The organism is Enterobacter sp. DNB-S2, assembly GCF_019443845.1.
Classification (GTDB): Bacteria; Pseudomonadota; Gammaproteobacteria; order Enterobacterales; family Enterobacteriaceae; genus Enterobacter; species Enterobacter asburiae_B.
The window spans coordinates 332,405-348,977 of sequence record NZ_CP050520.1; the positions used below are offsets into that span (position 1 = coordinate 332,405).

Genomic DNA, 16,573 nt, shown 5'->3' on the forward strand with positions numbered 1-16,573 from the left:
GCGCAATAAGAAAATCAGCCCCGACTTTCAGATTAACGGTGCCAGACGAAGCGAAGCCCGGGCACTACACTTATCGGGTCATCATATTAAGGAACACGCATGATCGCTAACCCGTCCGACAAAGCAGGACTCCACATCTTATTAAAACTCGCCTGTCTGGTGGTTATCCTTGCGGGTATCCATGCTGCCGCTGACATTATTGTTCAGCTCCTGCTGGCGCTCTTTTTTGCCATCGTGCTTAATCCTCTGGTCACCTGGTTTTTACGCCGGGGCGTCAGCCGTCCGGTAGCCATCACCATCGTGGTTATTGTCATGCTGATTGGCCTGACGGCGCTCTTCGGCGTGCTGGCGGCATCGCTGAGCGAATTCTCCACCATGCTGCCGCAGTACAACAAAGAGCTGACGCGTAAAATTGTCGCGCTGCAGGAGATGGTGCCCTTCCTTAATCTGCATATCTCACCCGAACGGATGCTGCGCAGGATGGACTCCGAGAAGGTCATGACCTACGCCACCACCTTGATGACGGGGCTTTCCGGCGCGATGGCCAGCATTCTGCTGCTGGTCATGACCGTTGTGTTTATGCTGTTCGAAGTCCGCCACGTCCCCTATAAGCTGCGCTTTGCGCTGAACAATCCGCAAATTCACATTGCCGGGTTACACCGGGCCCTGAAGGGCGTCTCCAAATATCTGGCGCTGAAAACGCTCCTGAGCGTCTGGACCGGGGTGATTGTCTGGCTGGGGCTGATGCTGATGGACGTGCAGTTCGCGCTGATGTGGGGCGTGCTGGCCTTTCTGCTGAACTACGTGCCCAATATTGGCGCGGTGCTTTCCGCCGTGCCGCCGATGATTCAGGCGTTTCTGTTTAACGGCTTCTACGAATGCATGCTGGTCGGCGCGCTGTTCCTCGTCGTGCATATGGTGCTGGGCAATATTCTTGAACCGCGCATGATGGGACACCGTCTGGGCATGTCGACGCTGGTGGTGTTTTTATCCTTACTGGTTTGGGGATGGCTGCTGGGCCCGGTCGGTATGCTGCTGTCGGTCCCCCTGACCAGCGTATGTAAAATCTGGATGGAAACCACCAAAGGCGGCAGCAAGCTGGCGATCCTGCTCGGGCCGGGGAGGCCGAAAAGCCGGTTACCCGGGTAACCGACCTACCTGTACAGGTAGGTTTAAACCGTCTGTAATACACCGTAAATTACCGCGTCCCTAATCCGTCGCGGTATTTTTATTTGCGTTAAGGCGATACTCATTCTGTTTTTAATTACGCCGCGCGCATTACGTTGAAACGCAACTCATGATTTAACGCAAATTATAAAAAATGAAATTCTTATTTATTTTCCATGTTATTATGCCCGTCTTCGCGTCAACGTAATGTAAACATTAATATTGATTAAAAAATACACCCGGCGATAACAAACAGCCGGATGAATATTATTTGTAAAAAACACTACCTTTAATTGTTATTATTGATATGGAGTTGTTGATGAAAAAGATCGTTAAATGGTGTGCTGCTGCCGTATTCATTGGCGCACTGGCAGGCTGTGCGCGTACCGCCCCAATTGCTCAGGTTCACTCTATTGTAAGCGCGGGCCATACTGCCGATCAGGTAAAAACGGCAATTTTGAAAGCAGGCCAAAAACGCGACTGGATCATGACGGAAACCGGCCCGGGAATGATTAAGGGGCGTCTGCAGTCACGCGATCACTCGGTCCAGGTAAGTATTCCGTACACGGCCACAAGCTATTCAATCAACTATGAAAACAGCCTTAACCTGAAAGCGGCAGACGGTAAAATTCACAAAAATTATAACCGTTGGGTAAATAACCTCGACCACGATATTCAGCTGAACCTCTCCGCTGGCGCCGCGCTGTAATATTTTTCTAAAGTCGGGCCGCGTATGGCCCGATAACCTCTCTTTATTAGCTTCAAAGGTTACGCAGGAATGTACGAAAAGGACACACTCAGCGCACTGGATGCCATTACCGAAGCGCAACGCATCGCCTTTGCCCCGATGTTATTCCAGACTGCGCTTTGTCTGCGTAACTCAGGCGTTCTCGCCTGGCTCGATAAACAAGGTAAAGCGGGGGCAAGCCTCGACGAAATAACCGAACACAGCACGCTCGGCAGCTATGGCGTCAGCGTACTGCTGGATATGGGATTAAGCGGTCGAATCGTTACCCAACAGAATGGACGTTATTTCCTGGCGAAAGTGGGCCATTTTTTACTGCACGACGAAATGACCCGCGTAAATATGGATTTCACCCAGGACGTTTGTTATCAGGGGCTATTTCACCTGGCGGACGCCCTGCAGGAGGAAAAACCTGCCGGATTAGCCGTGTTTGGCAACTGGCCAACCATCTACCCGGCGTTATCCCAATTACCAGCTCCGGCGAAAGAGAGCTGGTTCGCCTTCGATCATTACTATTCTGATGCCGCTTTTGACGCCGCGTTGCCATATATATTCGCAAGCTCGCCGACAAAATTGTACGATGTGGGCGGAAATACGGGTAAATGGTCGTTACGCTGCTGCCGCTATGACGAAAATGTTGCCGTGACGATCCTCGATCTGCCGCAGCAGATAGCGCTGGCGCAGGAAAACATCGCAAAAGCAGGTTTTTCTCATCGTATTGCATTCCATGCTGTCGATATGCTTAGCCCAGCAACATTGCCGGGTGACGCCGACGTCTGGTGGATGAGCCAGTTCCTGGATTGTTTCTCTCCGGATCAGATTGTCGCCATGCTGACGCGCGTCGCACAGGCCATGAAGCCAGGCGCACGTTTGTGCATCATGGAGCTTTTCTGGGATGCTCAGAAATTTGAAGCAGCCTCTTTCAGCCTGAATGCCACCTCGCTCTATTTCACCTGTATGGCGAATGGCAATAGCCGGTTTTACAGCGTAGAGAAGTTCTATCGCTACCTGGAGAGCGCAGGTTTCAGCGTTGAACAGCGGCTGGACAACCTTGGGGTCGGTCATACCCTGCTGATATGCACCAAACGTGAACAATAGAGCAGCTTAGCTGCCGGGTGGCCCAGTCTGCCCTTTGAATACGGTTTTTTTTCGCGGACGCGCGTAGATGAAATTTTCACTGAACATTATCGACTGGCAGGCGAGAGCGCCAGGACTCAGCGATGCCACAGATTGGCAGGCATGGTCGCGCCTGCAGTTGGCCGTTGACCCAGCGGCCCCGCTTCCCCGCCTGACCGCTTTACCCATGATGACCGCGCGCCGCCTCAATTCAGGCAGTAAGCTGGCGGTGGATATTGGTCTGGCCATGCTGCAAAACCACGCCATTGATGCCGTCGTCTATTCCAGCCGCCACGGCGAGCTGGAGCGCAACGACCGTATTCTGCATGCTCTGGCGACCGGGCAGTCCGTTTCACCCACCGACTTCGCGATGTCCGTGCACAATTCCGCGGTCGGCAATCTCACGATCACCGCACGCCAGGCCATCGTCTCGTCATCCATTTCTGCCGGACTGGACACCTTCCAGCAGGCCTTATGCGAAGTGCTGAGCCTGCTGCATGCGGGCTATTCCCGCGTCCTGCTGGTCGATTTTGACGGCGCGCTGCCGGAATTTTACCATCCGGCGCTACCGCCGCAGATGCCCACCTGGCCCTACGCGCTGGCGCTGGTGATTGAATCCGGCAACGGATTGCAGTGTGAAACCCGCAGCGGCAGCACGGGTGAAGAACCCGCCCTGCCGCAAAGCCTGATGTTCCTGCAGCGCTATCTCAGCGAGGAACGTCAGTTTGCGGTGCCCGGCGAACGTTTGCTGTGGCAATGGACGCGCGCATGAATCGCCTGGCTGCCCGTATCAACTGGTTATGGCGTCTGGTGATGACCGGCTTCTGCTTCGCGCTGTTTGGCGTGGGCGGGCTGCTGCTGTCGCTGGTCTGGTTCAACCTGCTGCTGATCGTCCAGCGCGACCGCGCCAGCCGTCGCCGCCTGGCGCGTCGCAGCATTGCGGCCAGCTTCCGCTTCTTCCTGACCGTGGCGCGCGGCCTCGGCGTACTGGACTATCGCATTCACAATCTTGACGCGCTGCGCAGCGATCGGGGTTGTCTGGTGGTGGCTAACCACCCCACGTTAATAGACTACGTGATTCTGGCGTCGGTGATGCCCGAAACCGACTGCCTGGTGAAAAGCGCGCTGCTGCGCAATCCCTTTGTCAGCGGCGTCATCCGCGCGGCGGATTACCTGATTAACAGCGAAGCCGAGCCCCTGCTCGCGGCCAGCCAGCAGCGTCTGGCTCAGGGCGACACGCTGTTAATCTTCCCGGAAGGCACGCGTACCCGGTTTGGCGAGGCTATCTCCCTCCAGCGCGGCGCGGCAAATATCGCCGTGCGCTGTAACAGCGATCTGCGGGTGGTGCTGATCCACTGTAGCGAACACCTGCTGGATAAAAAAAGCCACTGGTATGATGTACCGCCAGAAAAACCTGTTTTCACCGTGGATGTCCGCGACCGCGTGAACATCGACGAATTTTACGATGCAAATGAACAAGAACCGGCGCTGGCGGCAAGGCAGTTAAACCGGCATCTGCAGCATCGATTAACATCAGGCCTTCAATCTTTGTCAGGAATTAATGATGCAAGCGCTTTATCTTGAAATTAAGAATCTCATTATCACCACGCTGAATCTGGACGAGCTTACCGCAGAGGATATTGATACCGATGCCGCGCTGTTTGGCGATGGGCTGGGTCTGGACTCCATTGACGCGCTGGAACTGGGTCTGGCGGTAAAAAACCAGTATGGCGTGGTGCTTTCTGCCGAAAGCGAAGAGATGCGCCAGCACTTCTTTTCCGTCGCCACGCTGGCGTCCTTTATCAACGCTCAACGCGCCTGAGATGTGAACGATGACTGAACAAGAAACCATTTATCAGGAAGTCTGCGGCCTTCTGACCAAGCTCTTTGAAATCGACCCGCAGGACATTACGCCCGAAGCCCGTCTTTACGAAGACCTGGAGCTGGACAGCATTGATGCGGTGGACATGATTGTTCATCTGCAGAAGAAAACGGGCAAGAAAATCAAGCCGGAAACCTTCAAGTCGGTTCGTACCGTTCAGGATGTGGTAGACGCCGTCGAACAGCTTCTGCGCGAAGAGTAAGACGTCGTGCGTGGTGGACGGACGTTCCCGGTCATCCCACTGCTGACGGGGCTGATGCTGCTGGCGTGGCCCTTCCTGATTGGATTTGGGCTAACGCACAACAGCCTGCAGTGGCTGTTGCCGGTGATGGCGCTGGTATTGCTGCTGCGGCTGCGCCAGGCGCGACGGAACGCTGGCCCGATGCGGTATGTGGTGCAGTGCGTGGCGCTCGCGGGCATCGCGCTCTGCGCGGCAAGCTACCTGCTGAAAACCCACCAGTGGCTGCTGTTCTACCCGGTGGTCGTCAACCTTGTGATGCTGGCCGTGTTCGGCGGTTCGCTGTGGACCGCGATGCCGCTGGTCGAACGGCTGGCGCGCTTGCGCGAGCCAAATCTGCCCCCGGAGGGCGTGCGCTATACCCGCAAGGTGACCCTCGTCTGGTGCGGCTTTTTCATCGGAAACGGCGCGATGGCGCTGTTGACCGTGCTCTACGGCGACATGCATCTGTGGACGCTGTGGAACGGTATGGTGGCTTATATCCTGATGGGAACGCTGATGGCAACCGAGTGGCTGGTGCGCCAGCGGGTGATAAAAAAAGAGATGCACAATGACTAGTCCCCTTCCGCTGGGCCAGTGGTTAAACGCGCCCCGCCCTGACGACATGCCCGTTGCCTGGCTTGACGATCGTACCTGGACGCTGGGCCAGCTGCGCCACGACGTGACCCTGCTGGTCGACACCCTGCGTCAGCAGGAAGGCGAGCGCTGGGCGCTGTGCTTTGAAAACAGCTACCTGTTTATCGTTGCGCTGCTGGCCTCGCTGCATGCCGGTAAAACGCCGGTCATTCCCGGCCATAGCCGCGTCTCGCAGCTTGAAGAACAGCAGGCGTTGTTTAGCGGCGTTCTGAGCGATCGCTCTCTCGATTTCCATGGCAAGCTGATAGTGGTGGCCTCCAGCCATCTGACGGCTCGCCGCTGGGCGCCCCTGCCGGCCATTGACGAAAGCCGCTTCGTTGAACTGTTCACCTCCGGCTCCACGGGTACCCCGCGCCGGGTGATTAAGCACATCGTCAGCCTGGATCGCGAAGCCCGTCTGCTGGCTGACCGCTTCGGCGAACGTCTGACCGGCTGTAGCGTTGTCGCCTCGGTCGTACCGCAACATCTGTACGGGCTGACCTTCCGCATCGTCTTGCCGATGGCGCTGGGCCTGCCGCTGCATGCCGCGATGCTCTACTACGCCGAGCAGCTGGCCGCCCTTCCTCATGACCGGCATTACCTGTTCATCAGCAGCCCGGCGTTCCTGAAGCGCCTGGATACGGAACTGCCCGCGCCGCCCGTCAGAATGCTGATTTCAGCAGGCGGAATGCTGCCGTGGTGTGACGTCGCCACCACCGCTGGCTGGCTTAACATCTGCCCGGATGAAATTTATGGCAGCACCGAAACCGGCATCCTCGCCTGGCGCCATCGCCAGCAGGATAACGTCCCGTGGCTGGCCTTCCCCGGCGTTATCTTCCATCAGGAAGATGACGCCTGTCGCGTCACGTCGCCACTGATCCACGAGGCTGAAGGACTCCAGCTGGACGATATCCTGCACTTCGACAGCGAGGGGCTATTCAGCATCGCCGGTCGTCGCGGGCGGGTGGTCAAAATTGAAGAAAAGCGCATCTCGCTTAACGAGATCGAACGTCGCCTGCTGGAGCTCGACGGCATTTGCGAAGCGGCTGCGCTGCCGGTCACGCGCGGAGGCCGTCAGGGGATTGGTGCACTGCTGGTGCTGGATGAAGCGGTTCGCCAGCGCGGGTATATGCAGGATAAAAAAGCGCAGGAGTTCGCCTGGCGTCGCGCCCTGCTGCCGTGGCTTGAGCCGGTCGCCGTTCCGCGCTACTGGCGCATTGTCGATGAAATGCCGGTAAACAGTATGAACAAGCGTGTCTATGCGCAGCTAGAGGAGTTATTTCATGAAAATTCATGAACTTGAGCGTCGCCAGACACAGCCGGAGAAGCTGGAAATCATTTTGCATCTCGACGCGGCGCTGTTCTGGTTTCAGGGCCATTTTGCCGTACAGCCGCTGCTGCCCGGCGTTGCGCAGCTTGACTGGGTGATGCACTACGCCACGACGTTACTGGCGCCGGGCTACCGCTTTCACAGCATTCAAAACGTGAAGTTCCAGGCGCCTCTGCTGCCGGAAACCACGGTGACGCTGGTGCTTGAGTGGCATGCCGAACGTCAGATGCTGACCTTCAGCTACCAGCGTCACGCCGGGGCGGAGCGCCATACCGCCAGCAGCGGGAAAATTCGGCTATGTCAGTAACCTTCCGCCCCTGCGTGCTGATCCCGTGCTACAACCACGGCGCCATGATCGCCCGCGTGCTGTCGCGTCTCGCACCGTTCGGCCTGCCGTGCCTGGTGGTGGATGACGGCAGCGAAGCGAGCACCCGTCAGGAGCTCGAGCGCCTGGCGGCGGAGCAGCCGCAGGTAACGCTGGTCCGCCTGGCGCAAAACGCCGGAAAAGGTGCCGCGGTCATCAGGGGGCTGGAGGAGTGCGCGCGCGCGGGCTATACCCATGCCGTGCAGGTGGACGCGGACGGTCAACACGCCATCGAAGATATCCCCAAACTGCTGGCGCTGGCGGAGCGCCACCCGGACGCGCTGATTTCCGGCCAGCCCATTTACGATGATTCCATTCCGCGCTCGCGACTCTACGGACGCTGGGTAACCCACGTCTGGGTGTGGATTGAGACCTTATCCCTGCAGCTTAAAGACAGCATGTGCGGCTTTCGGGTCTACCCGGTCTCGCCCACGCTGCGCCTGGCAGCGCGTGAAACGCTCGGCAAACGGATGGACTTTGACACCGAAGTGATGGTCCGTCTTTACTGGCAGGGTAACACCAGCGTCTTTCTGCCGACCCGCGTCACCTACCCGCAGGACGGGTTGTCCCACTTCGACGCGTTAAAAGATAACGTGCGGATCTCCCTGATGCATACCCGGCTGTTCTTCGGCATGCTGCCCCGCATGCCCGGCCTGCTTTTCCGTCGACGCCGCCAGCACTGGGCGCAGCAGGACGAGGTCAAAGGCCTGTGGGGCATGCGCCTGATGCTGCGCGTCTGGAAGCTGATGGGGCGGCGGGCCTTTACCGTGCTGCTGTGGCCGGTGATAGGCGTGTACTGGCTTATCGCACGTCCGGCGCGGCTGGCCTCGCGGCAGTGGATTGGGAGAGTGAAGCAAGAACTGCGTCAGCGGAACATGCCCGTTCCCCCGCGGCTCAACAGCTTTTTCCATTTCATGCGCTTCGGCAACGCGATGCTGGATAAAGTCGCCAGCTGGCGCGGTGAGCTGCAGTTTGATCGCGACGTGGTCTTTGCCCCCGGCGCGAGCGAAACGCTTAATATCGCGGCCCCGCAGGGCAAGCTGCTGCTGGCCTCGCATCTTGGCGACGTAGAGGCCTGCCGTGCGCTGGCCCAGCTGGACGGCAGCAAAACTATCACCGCCCTGGTCTTCAGCGAAAACGCCCGGCGCTTTAAGCAAATCATGAGCGAAATGGCGCCCCAGGCGGGCGTGAATTTGATGTCGGTCACCGACATCGGCCCGGACACCGCGATTGCCATCAAAGAGAAGCTTGAGCGGGGAGAATGGGTCGCCATTGTGGGCGACCGCATCGCGGTGAATCCGCAGCGTGGCGGCGAGTGGCGCGTGATCTGGAGTCCGTTCATGGGCCAGCCAGCGCCGTTCCCACAGGGGCCGTTTATCCTGGCCTCCATCCTGCGCTGCCCGGTGGTGCTGATTTTTGCCCTGCGCCAGCAGGGTAAGCTCGTCCTGCACAGCGAACCGTTTGCCGACCCGCTGCACCTGCCGCGCGGCGAACGCCAGCAGGCGCTGCAGGAGACCGTCGATCGCTACGCGCAGCGGCTGGAGCATTACGCCCTCCTGTCGCCGCTCGACTGGTTTAATTTTTTCGATTTCTGGCATCTGCCAGAGTCCAGAGAGAAGGAGTAAAGGGTGCTGACCGATCCCCGCTTTACGACTGAAGTTGAGATCACCGTTCCGTTCCACGACGTCGATATGATGGGCGTGGTCTGGCACGGTAATTATTTCCGCTACTTTGAGATCGCCCGCGAGGCGCTGCTCAATCAGTTTGACTATGGCTATCGCCAGATGAAGGCCTCCGGCTACGTCTGGCCCGTCGTCGATACCCGGGTGAAATACCGCGATGCGGTGACCTTTGAGCAGCGTATTCGCGTCCGCGCGCACGTTGAAGAGTATGAAAACCGCCTGCGCATTGCCTATCAAATTTTCGATGCGCAGACCGGCAAACGCACCACCACCGGTTACACCATCCAGGTGGCGGTGGAAGAAGCCACCCGCGAAATGTGCTTTGTGAGCCCGGCAATACTGTTTGAACGAATGGGAGTGACGCCATGAAATGGTGGCCTTTGCTGGCGCTTCTCGTCAGCCCGCTGGTCAGCGCCGTGACGCTGGATGAACTGCAGCAGCGCTTCACCGGGCAGCCCGTCGTGCGCGCGCACTTCGAGCAGGTTCGCACCATAAAAGATATGCCGCAGCCGCTGCGCTCGCAGGGCGAGATGCTGATCGCCCGCGACAGCGGCCTGCTGTGGGATCAAAAAGCGCCGTTTCCGATGACGCTCCTGCTGGACGACAAGCGGATGGTTCAGGCCATTAACGGCCAGCCGCCGCAGACCGTCACCGCCGACAATAATCCGCAGATGTTCCAGTTCAACCATCTTCTGCGGGCCCTGTTCCAGGCCGACCGCAGGGTGCTTGAAGAGAACTTCCGCATCGATTTTAAAGACCTGGGCGCGGGCCGCTGGTCGCTGGTGCTTACGCCAAAAACGACGCCGCTGGACAAGATTTTCGCCACCCTCGATCTGGGCGGCGCGACCTATCTGGAGACGATTCGCCTCAACGATAAACAGGGCGACCGTACCGATATCGCCCTTTCACGCCACCAACTGACGCCCGCCAGCCTGACCGATGACGAACGCCAACGCTTTGCCGCACCGTAAATCCCTGCGCCCGGCGCTGCTGTGGGCCACGCTATGCCTGATTCTGCTGGGCGTGCTGCTGTCGCTGCTGCCCGGCGCGCGTCTGAACAGCAGCGTGCTGGCCATGCTGCCGAAGCAGACGCTGGGGGCGATCCCGCCGGCGCTCAACGACGGGTTTATGCAGCGTCTCGACCGCCAGCTGGTCTGGCTGGTCAGCCCCGGCAAAGAGCCCGATCCGCGCGTGGCGCAGCAGTGGCTGGCGTTGCTGCAAAGCAGCGATTCGCTCAGCGAGGTCAAAGGCCCGATGGACGCCGCCGGGCAAAAAGCCTGGGGAGAGTTCTTCTGGCAGCACCGAAATGGCCTGATCGATCCCGCCACCCGCGCCCGCCTGCAAAACGGCGGAGAAGCGCAGGCGCAGTGGATTTTATCTCAGCTCTATTCGGCCTTTTCCGGCGTCAGCGGCAAAGAGCTGCAAAACGATCCCCTGATGCTGATACGCGGCTCGCAGCTCGCTCTGGCGCAAAACGGCCAGAAGCTGCGGCTGATGGACGGCTGGCTGGTCACACAGGATGAGGCGGGAAACTATTGGTATCTGCTGCACGGCGAGCTGGCGGGCTCGTCATTTGATATGCAGCAGACCCACCGGCTGGTGACGACGCTTAACGCGCTGCAGGAGACGCTAAAAGCCCGTTTCCCGCAGGCGCAGCTGCTTTCGCGCGGGACCGTGTTCTACAGCGATTACGCCAGCCAGCAGGCCAAACGCGACGTCTCGACGCTGGGCATCGCCACCCTGCTTGGCGTGTTCCTGCTCATCGTGGCGGTGTTCCGCTCTCTGCGCCCGCTGCTGCTGAGCGTGCTCTCCATTGCCATCGGCGCGCTGGCGGGTACGGTGGTGACGCTGCTGCTCTTTGGCGAACTGCACCTGATGACGCTGGTGATGAGCATGAGCATCATCGGTATTTCAGCCGACTACACGCTCTACTACCTGACCGAACGGATGGTGCACGGCGCGGAATATTCCCCCTGGCAAAGCCTGGCCAAGGTACGCAATGCGCTGCTGCTGGCGCTGCTGACGACCGTCGCCGCCTACCTGATTATGATGCTGGCCCCCTTCCCCGGGATCCGCCAGATGGCGGTGTTCGCCGCCGTGGGGCTGAGCGCCTCCTGCCTGACGGTGATTTTCTGGCATCCGTGGCTGTGCCGGGGTTTACCGGTGCGCCCGGTTCCGCTGATGGTTATCATGCTGCGCTGGCTGGCCGCCTGGCGACGCAATAAAAAACTGTCCGTGGGTTTGCCCGTCGCGCTGGCGCTGCTCTCCGCCGTGGGGATGAGCACCCTGAGGGTGGACGACGACATCGCCCAGCTGCAGGCCCTGCCGAAAGATATTCTGGCGCAGGAGAAGGCCATTACCGCCCTGACCGGACAGAGCGTCGATCAGAAATGGTTTGTGGTTCATGGCGCCTCGCCTCAGCAAACGCTGGAGCGGCTGGAAGCCTTTACCCCGGCGCTGGCACAGGCGCAAAAAGCCGGAGAGATCGCCCGCTGGCGTACGCTGCCGCTGAACTCGCTGGCGCGCCAGAAAAGCGATCTGAAGCTGCTGCGCGAGGCTGCCCCTGCGGTAACGAACGTGCTGAAAAGCGCCGGGCTCAACGCCGTATCCCCGAATCTCGACGCCATGCCGGTCAGCGTGGACGCGTGGCTTGAAAGCCCGGCCAGCGAAGGCTGGCGTCTGCTCTGGCTGACCCTGCCCAACGGGGAAAGCGGCGTGCTGGTGCCGGTGGACGGCGCGAAAAACAGCGCTTACCTCGGTGAACTGGCCGCGCGCCATGACGGCGTCGTCTGGGTCGATCGCAAAGCCAGCTTTGACAGCCTGTTTGCCCTCTACCGCACGCTGCTGACGGGGCTACTGTTTGCCGCGCTGGCAGTGATTGCCTGCGGGGCGATGCTGCGCCTCGGCTTGCGTAAAGGGCTGATAAGCCTGGTGCCGTCCGTGCTGTCGCTGAGCTGCGGCCTGGCGGTGCTGGCCGTAACGGGCCACCCGGTGAATCTGTTCTCACTGCTGGCGCTGGTACTGGTGCTCGGCATTGGCATTAACTACACGCTGTTTTTCAGCAACCCGCGCGGTACGCCGCTGACCTCAATGCTGGCGATTACGCTGGCCATGATGACCACGCTGCTGACGCTGGGCATGCTCGTCTTCAGCGCCACCCAGGCCATCAGCAGCTTTGGTATCGTGCTGGTGAGCGGTATTTTTACCGCCTTCCTGCTGGCTCCGCTGGCGATGCCGGATAAGAAAGAGAGAAAACGTAAATGAACGCTTTTTATCGCGCCGTTGCGCTGGCCGCGGCGCTGCTGCTGGCAGGCTGCAGCCATTCGACCGATACCAAAGAGACGCGGCCTCAGGCCTGGCTCCAGCCGGGCACCAGAGTGACGCTGCCGCCGCCCGGCATCAGCCCGGCGGTAAGCTCCCAGCAGCTGCTGACCGGCAGCTTTAACGGACAAACGCAGTCCCTGCTGGTGATGCTCAACGCGGATGCGCATAAGGTCACACTGGCCGGGCTCTCTTCCGTGGGCATTCGTCTGTTCCTGGCAACGTACGATGAGACAGGTATTCATACCGAGCAGTCGATCGTCGTGCCGCAGCTGCCGCCCGCCAGCCAGGTGCTGGCCGACGTGATGCTCAGCCACTGGCCGATTAGCGTCTGGCAGCCGCAGTTGCCGAAGGGCTGGACGTTAACGGACAATGGCGATCGGCGCGAGCTGCGTAACGCCAGCGGCAAGCTGGTGACGGAGATTGTCTACCTGCAGCGCAAAGGCAAGCGCGAGCCGATCAGCATCGAGCAACACGTCTTTAAATACCACATCACCATTCAATATCTGGGTGACTGAGATGATTTATATATCCGCTGTTGGCATGGTCAACGCGCTGGGCAACTCGCCTGACGAGATTGCCGCGAACCTGACGGCAGGCGTGGCGCCGGGGATGCACGCCCGGACCGGCTGGTTGCAGGGTTTACCCGAAGCCGTTCTGGGCGGCGTGGAAGGCGAGCTTCCACCCATCCCGGACGCCTTCGCCGCACACCGTACCCGCAATAACCAGCTGCTGCTGGCCGCGCTGGCGCAGATTCAGCCCGCCGTTGACGAGGCCATCGCCCGCGTCGGTCGTGACCGCGTGGCCGTGGTGCTGGGGACCAGCACCTCCGGGCTGGACGAAGGCGATGAGCACGTGCGCCACATGGCCCATGGCGAAGCGAGCACGCGCTGGCAGTATCCGCAGCAGGAGCTTGGCGATCCGTCCCGCTTCCTCGCCAACTGGCTTCAGCTCGAAGGCCCGGCCTATACGATCTCCACGGCCTGCTCTTCCAGCGCACGGGCGATGATCGGCGGCAAACGTCTGATTGAAGCCGGGCTGGTGGACATCGCCATTGTCGGCGGTGCCGATACCCTGAGCCGGATGCCCGTCAACGGCTTTAACAGCCTTGAATCTTTCTCCCCTACGCTCTGCGAGCCGTTTGGTCGCGACCGCCGGGGGATCACCATTGGTGAAGCCGCCGCGCTGATGGTATTGAGCCGGGAGCCCGCCGACGTGGCGCTGCTCGGAACGGGCGAATCCAGCGATGCGTACCATATTTCCGCTCCGCATCCGCAGGGTGAAGGGGCGATAAGGGCTATCGCGCAGGCGCTTAACGAAGCGGATATGCAGCCGCAGGATATCGGCTACATCAACCTGCACGGCACGGCCACGCCGCTCAACGATCAGATTGAATCGCAGGTGATTCACGATCTCTTCGGGGAAAGCGTGCCGTGCAGCTCAACCAAACACCTTACCGGCCATACGCTGGGCGCCGCCGGCATTACCGAAGCGGCCCTGAGCTGGCTGATTCTGACGCGCGATCTGCCGTTGCCGCCGCAGGACTTCGCACGCTACGCGCCGGACGACACGCTGGCGCCGTGCGGCCTTCTGCACCAGCGCACCGCCCTGAAAAAGCCGGTCATTTTGTCTAACTCGTTCGCGTTTGGCGGTAACAACGCCAGCATCCTGCTGGGGAGAGCCTCATGAGCTACTTATCACCCGAAGCCTATCTGCCGCACGAGGCGCCGATGATGCTGCTGGGGTCCGTTGAGAACGTTACGGACGACACGGCGGTCTGCCGCGTGGCGGTCAACGGGCAAAGCGTGCTGGCGCCGTTTCTCAACGCCGATGGCGACCTGCCGGGCTGGTACGCGCTCGAGCTGATGGCGCAGACCGTCGGCGTCTGGTCAGGCTGGCATCGCCAGCAGCAGGGGCAGGATCATATCGCGCTGGGCATGGTGCTCGGCGCGCGCGAGCTGGTCTGCGCCAGCGGGCATTTCGCCGCAGGCCTGACGCTGGACATCACCGTTAAGCTGCTGATGCAGGACGAACGCTTCGGCAGCTTTGAATGCGCGATTTCCGCTAATGAAGAGACGCTGGCCACGGGCCGGGTCAACACCTTCCAGCCGAGCGCAGAAGAATTAACATCGCTTTTTAATCAGGGATCTAACGCATGAGTCGTTCCGTACTGGTCACCGGGGCCAGCAAAGGCATAGGGCGCGCCATCGCTCGTCAGCTTGCCGCCGACGGGTTTACCGTAGGCGTGCATTACCATCGTGATGCCGCAGGCGCGCAGGAGACGCTGGACGCCATCACGCAGGCGGGTGGCAACGGTCGTTTACTCGCCTTTGATGTGGGCAACCGCGAACAGTGCCGCGAGGTGCTGGAGCAGGAGATTGAAGCCCATGGCGCATGGTATGGCGTGGTCAGCAACGCCGGAATTACGCGCGACGGCGCCTTTCCGGCGCTGAGCGAATACGACTGGGACAGCGTGATCCACACCAATCTCGACAGTTTTTATAACGTCATTCACCCCTGCATTATGCCGATGATTGGCACCCGTAAAGGGGGGCGCATTATCACCTTATCGTCCGTGTCCGGCGTGATGGGCAACCGCGGTCAGGTGAACTACAGCGCGGCCAAAGCGGGCATTATCGGCGCCACTAAAGCGCTGGCGATTGAGCTGGCAAAACGCAAAATCACCGTCAACTGCATTGCCCCGGGGCTGATTGATACCGGCATGATTGAGATGGAAGAGGCCGCGCTGAAGGAAGCCATGTCCATCATCCCAATGAAACGGATGGGCCAGGCTGAAGAGGTCGCCGGGCTGGCAAGCTATCTGATGTCGGATATTGCGGGCTACGTTACCCGCCAGGTCATTTCCATTAACGGAGGCATGCTATGACGCGTCGCGTGGTGATTACGGGCATGGGCGGCGTGACCGCCTTTGGCGAAACCTGGCAATCCGTTTCCAGCAGGCTGCTGGCGTATGAAAACGCGGTGCGTAAAATGCCGGAATGGCAGGTGTACGATGGCCTGCATACCCTGCTGGGCGCGCCGATCGACGATTTCACGCTGCCGGAACACTATACCCGCAAGCGTATTCGCGCCATGGGCCGCGTGTCGTTGATGTCGACCCGCGCCACCGAGCTGGCGCTGGAGCAGGCGGGGCTGATTGGCGAAGCGGTGCTCACCAACGGTCAAACCGGTATCGCCTACGGTTCTTCGACTGGCAGCACCGGTCCGGTCAGCGAATTCGCGACCATGCTCACCGAAAAGCACACCAATAACATCACCGGGACAACCTACGTCCAGATGATGCCGCACACTACGGCGGTGAATACCGGCCTGTTCTTTGGGTTACGCGGCCGCGTGATCCCGACGTCGAGCGCCTGTACCTCCGGCAGCCAGGCGATTGGCTACGCCTGGGAGGCGATTCGCCACGGGTATCAGACCGTGATGGTCGCGGGGGGCGCGGAAGAATTGTGTCCGTCTGAAGCGGCGGTGTTTGACACGCTGTTTGCCACCAGTCAGCGTAACGACGAACCCAAAACCACCCCTTCTCCGTTCGATACGCAGCGCGATGGTCTGGTCATTGGGGAAGGCGCAGGCACCCTGATTCTGGAAGAGCTGGAGCACGCCAGAGCGCGCGGGGCGACAATCTACGGTGAGATCGTGGGCTTTGCCACCAACTGTGACGCGGCCCATATCACCCAGCCTCAGCGTGACACCATGCAGATTTGCATGGAGCAGTCGCTGGCCATGGCGGGATTAAGCGCCCGGGATATGGGGTATATCTCCGCGCACGGTACCGCCACCGATCGCGGCGATATCGCCGAAAGTCAGGCCACTGCCGCCATCTACGGTGACAGCGTGCCGGTTTCCTCGCTGAAGAGCTATTTTGGCCATACGCTGGGTGCCTGCGGCGCGCTGGAAGCGTGGATGAGCCTGCAGATGATGCGTGAAGGCTGGTTTGCCCCGACGCTCAATTTAACGCAGCCGGATGAGCAATGCGGTGCTTTAGATTATATTATGGGGGAAGCCCGTCAGATTGACTGCGAGTATCTGCAGAGCAATAACTTCGCGTTTGGCGGCATCAACACCTCGATTATCATTAAACGCTGGGCGTAA

At 59.9% G+C, this 16,573-nt stretch carries 19 protein-coding genes; all 19 read left to right on the forward strand.

Annotated features, from left to right (window positions below; all coding sequences use genetic code 11):
* Positions 1 to 99 precede the first annotated feature (99 nt).
* The 19 genes from HB664_RS01730 to HB664_RS01820 all read left to right on the forward strand — a co-directional run bounded on the left by HB664_RS01730 (position 100) and on the right by HB664_RS01820 (position 16,573).
* A complete protein-coding gene (locus tag HB664_RS01730; RefSeq protein ID WP_032662225.1) occupies positions 100 to 1,149 on the forward strand; it encodes an AI-2E family transporter in 1,050 nt (349 codons plus the stop codon).
* 337 nt (positions 1,150 to 1,486) lie between these two features.
* Positions 1,487 to 1,876, forward strand: a complete 390-nt coding sequence (locus HB664_RS01735; RefSeq protein ID WP_048977525.1) for a lipoprotein — start codon at positions 1,487 to 1,489, stop codon at positions 1,874 to 1,876.
* 69 nt (positions 1,877 to 1,945) lie between these two features.
* Positions 1,946 to 3,010, forward strand: coding sequence for a methyltransferase (locus HB664_RS01740; RefSeq protein ID WP_048977523.1), 1,065 nt, complete (start codon positions 1,946 to 1,948; stop codon positions 3,008 to 3,010).
* A 67-nt stretch (positions 3,011 to 3,077) separates the two neighbouring features.
* The gene (locus HB664_RS01745) at positions 3,078 to 3,800 is read left to right on the forward strand and encodes a beta-ketoacyl synthase chain length factor (RefSeq protein ID WP_219940298.1); all 723 of its coding nucleotides are present in this window, start codon (positions 3,078 to 3,080) and stop codon (positions 3,798 to 3,800) included.
* Entirely contained in the window at positions 3,797 to 4,612 is an 816-nt protein-coding gene (locus HB664_RS01750) for a 1-acyl-sn-glycerol-3-phosphate acyltransferase (protein ID WP_033146839.1), read from the forward strand. The genes HB664_RS01745 and HB664_RS01750 overlap by 4 nt, the downstream gene beginning before the upstream one ends.
* On the forward strand, positions 4,593 to 4,850 hold the full coding sequence (locus tag HB664_RS01755) for a phosphopantetheine-binding protein (RefSeq protein ID WP_008503081.1): 258 nt from the start codon (positions 4,593 to 4,595) through the stop codon (positions 4,848 to 4,850). The genes HB664_RS01750 and HB664_RS01755 overlap by 20 nt, the downstream gene beginning before the upstream one ends.
* 10 nt (positions 4,851 to 4,860) lie before the next feature.
* Positions 4,861 to 5,112 (forward strand): acyl carrier protein, encoded by a 252-nt coding sequence (locus HB664_RS01760; RefSeq protein ID WP_024908875.1) that lies wholly within the window; start codon positions 4,861 to 4,863, stop codon positions 5,110 to 5,112.
* A 54-nt stretch (positions 5,113 to 5,166) separates the two neighbouring features.
* Entirely contained in the window at positions 5,167 to 5,706 is a 540-nt protein-coding gene (locus HB664_RS01765; protein WP_375156385.1) for a hypothetical protein, read from the forward strand.
* Positions 5,699 to 7,060 carry an AMP-binding protein gene (locus tag HB664_RS01770; protein WP_219940300.1) on the forward strand — a complete coding sequence of 454 codons (1,362 nt, stop codon included), beginning with the start codon at positions 5,699 to 5,701 and terminating at the stop codon, positions 7,058 to 7,060. The genes HB664_RS01765 and HB664_RS01770 overlap by 8 nt, the downstream gene beginning before the upstream one ends.
* Complete coding sequence (locus tag HB664_RS01775; protein WP_069303391.1) at positions 7,047 to 7,400, forward strand: hydroxymyristoyl-ACP dehydratase; 354 nt, start codon at positions 7,047 to 7,049, stop codon at positions 7,398 to 7,400. Before HB664_RS01770 ends, HB664_RS01775 begins: the two co-directional genes overlap by 14 nt.
* Complete coding sequence (locus tag HB664_RS01780; RefSeq protein WP_219940301.1) at positions 7,391 to 9,082, forward strand: glycosyltransferase; 1,692 nt, start codon at positions 7,391 to 7,393, stop codon at positions 9,080 to 9,082. Before HB664_RS01775 ends, HB664_RS01780 begins: the two co-directional genes overlap by 10 nt.
* A gap of 3 nt (positions 9,083 to 9,085) precedes the next feature.
* Positions 9,086 to 9,508, forward strand: coding sequence for a thioesterase family protein (locus HB664_RS01785; protein ID WP_023309526.1), 423 nt, complete (start codon positions 9,086 to 9,088; stop codon positions 9,506 to 9,508).
* Complete coding sequence (locus tag HB664_RS01790) at positions 9,505 to 10,110, forward strand: outer membrane lipoprotein carrier protein LolA (RefSeq protein WP_094934873.1); 606 nt, start codon at positions 9,505 to 9,507, stop codon at positions 10,108 to 10,110. The genes HB664_RS01785 and HB664_RS01790 overlap by 4 nt, the downstream gene beginning before the upstream one ends.
* A complete protein-coding gene (locus HB664_RS01795; RefSeq protein ID WP_167818758.1) occupies positions 10,079 to 12,403 on the forward strand; it encodes an MMPL family transporter in 2,325 nt (774 codons plus the stop codon). The genes HB664_RS01790 and HB664_RS01795 overlap by 32 nt, the downstream gene beginning before the upstream one ends.
* Positions 12,400 to 12,978 (forward strand): DUF3261 domain-containing protein, encoded by a 579-nt coding sequence (locus tag HB664_RS01800; RefSeq protein ID WP_047059874.1) that lies wholly within the window; start codon positions 12,400 to 12,402, stop codon positions 12,976 to 12,978. Before HB664_RS01795 ends, HB664_RS01800 begins: the two co-directional genes overlap by 4 nt.
* Position 12,979: 1 nt before the next feature.
* A complete protein-coding gene (locus HB664_RS01805) occupies positions 12,980 to 14,149 on the forward strand; it encodes a beta-ketoacyl-[acyl-carrier-protein] synthase family protein (protein WP_219940302.1) in 1,170 nt (389 codons plus the stop codon).
* Positions 14,146 to 14,619, forward strand: a complete 474-nt coding sequence (locus HB664_RS01810; RefSeq protein ID WP_063441614.1) for a hypothetical protein — start codon at positions 14,146 to 14,148, stop codon at positions 14,617 to 14,619. The genes HB664_RS01805 and HB664_RS01810 overlap by 4 nt, the downstream gene beginning before the upstream one ends.
* Positions 14,616 to 15,347, forward strand: a complete 732-nt coding sequence (locus HB664_RS01815) for a 3-ketoacyl-ACP reductase FabG2 (protein ID WP_219940303.1) — start codon at positions 14,616 to 14,618, stop codon at positions 15,345 to 15,347. The genes HB664_RS01810 and HB664_RS01815 overlap by 4 nt, the downstream gene beginning before the upstream one ends.
* Positions 15,344 to 16,573: a beta-ketoacyl-ACP synthase gene (locus HB664_RS01820; RefSeq protein ID WP_048981451.1), complete on the forward strand. Its 1,230-nt coding sequence runs from the start codon at positions 15,344 to 15,346 to the stop codon at positions 16,571 to 16,573. Before HB664_RS01815 ends, HB664_RS01820 begins: the two co-directional genes overlap by 4 nt.

What these genes read in the sequence shown, in the direction of transcription:
- HB664_RS01735 (WP_048977525.1), top strand. Translation starts at nt 1,487, where the DNA reads ATGAAAAAGATCGTTAAATGGTGTGCTGCTGCCGTATTCATTGGCGCA.
- HB664_RS01755 (WP_008503081.1), top strand. Translation starts at nt 4,593, where the DNA reads ATGCAAGCGCTTTATCTTGAAATTAAGAATCTCATTATCACCACGCTG.
- HB664_RS01760 (WP_024908875.1), top strand. Translation starts at nt 4,861, where the DNA reads ATGACTGAACAAGAAACCATTTATCAGGAAGTCTGCGGCCTTCTGACC.
- HB664_RS01765 (WP_375156385.1), top strand. Translation starts at nt 5,167, where the DNA reads ATGCTGCTGGCGTGGCCCTTCCTGATTGGATTTGGGCTAACGCACAAC.
- HB664_RS01820 (WP_048981451.1), top strand. Translation starts at nt 15,344, where the DNA reads ATGACGCGTCGCGTGGTGATTACGGGCATGGGCGGCGTGACCGCCTTT.
- HB664_RS01815 (WP_219940303.1), top strand. Translation starts at nt 14,616, where the DNA reads ATGAGTCGTTCCGTACTGGTCACCGGGGCCAGCAAAGGCATAGGGCGC.
- HB664_RS01810 (WP_063441614.1), top strand. Translation starts at nt 14,146, where the DNA reads ATGAGCTACTTATCACCCGAAGCCTATCTGCCGCACGAGGCGCCGATG.
- HB664_RS01745 (WP_219940298.1), top strand. Translation starts at nt 3,078, where the DNA reads ATGAAATTTTCACTGAACATTATCGACTGGCAGGCGAGAGCGCCAGGA.
- HB664_RS01770 (WP_219940300.1), top strand. Translation starts at nt 5,699, where the DNA reads ATGACTAGTCCCCTTCCGCTGGGCCAGTGGTTAAACGCGCCCCGCCCT.
- HB664_RS01795 (WP_167818758.1), top strand. Translation starts at nt 10,079, where the DNA reads ATGACGAACGCCAACGCTTTGCCGCACCGTAAATCCCTGCGCCCGGCG.
- HB664_RS01805 (WP_219940302.1), top strand. Translation starts at nt 12,980, where the DNA reads ATGATTTATATATCCGCTGTTGGCATGGTCAACGCGCTGGGCAACTCG.
- HB664_RS01775 (WP_069303391.1), top strand. Translation starts at nt 7,047, where the DNA reads ATGAAAATTCATGAACTTGAGCGTCGCCAGACACAGCCGGAGAAGCTG.
- HB664_RS01750 (WP_033146839.1), top strand. Translation starts at nt 3,797, where the DNA reads ATGAATCGCCTGGCTGCCCGTATCAACTGGTTATGGCGTCTGGTGATG.
- HB664_RS01780 (WP_219940301.1), top strand. Translation starts at nt 7,391, where the DNA reads ATGTCAGTAACCTTCCGCCCCTGCGTGCTGATCCCGTGCTACAACCAC.
- HB664_RS01800 (WP_047059874.1), top strand. Translation starts at nt 12,400, where the DNA reads ATGAACGCTTTTTATCGCGCCGTTGCGCTGGCCGCGGCGCTGCTGCTG.
- HB664_RS01730 (WP_032662225.1), top strand. Translation starts at nt 100, where the DNA reads ATGATCGCTAACCCGTCCGACAAAGCAGGACTCCACATCTTATTAAAA.
- HB664_RS01740 (WP_048977523.1), top strand. Translation starts at nt 1,946, where the DNA reads ATGTACGAAAAGGACACACTCAGCGCACTGGATGCCATTACCGAAGCG.
- HB664_RS01790 (WP_094934873.1), top strand. Translation starts at nt 9,505, where the DNA reads ATGAAATGGTGGCCTTTGCTGGCGCTTCTCGTCAGCCCGCTGGTCAGC.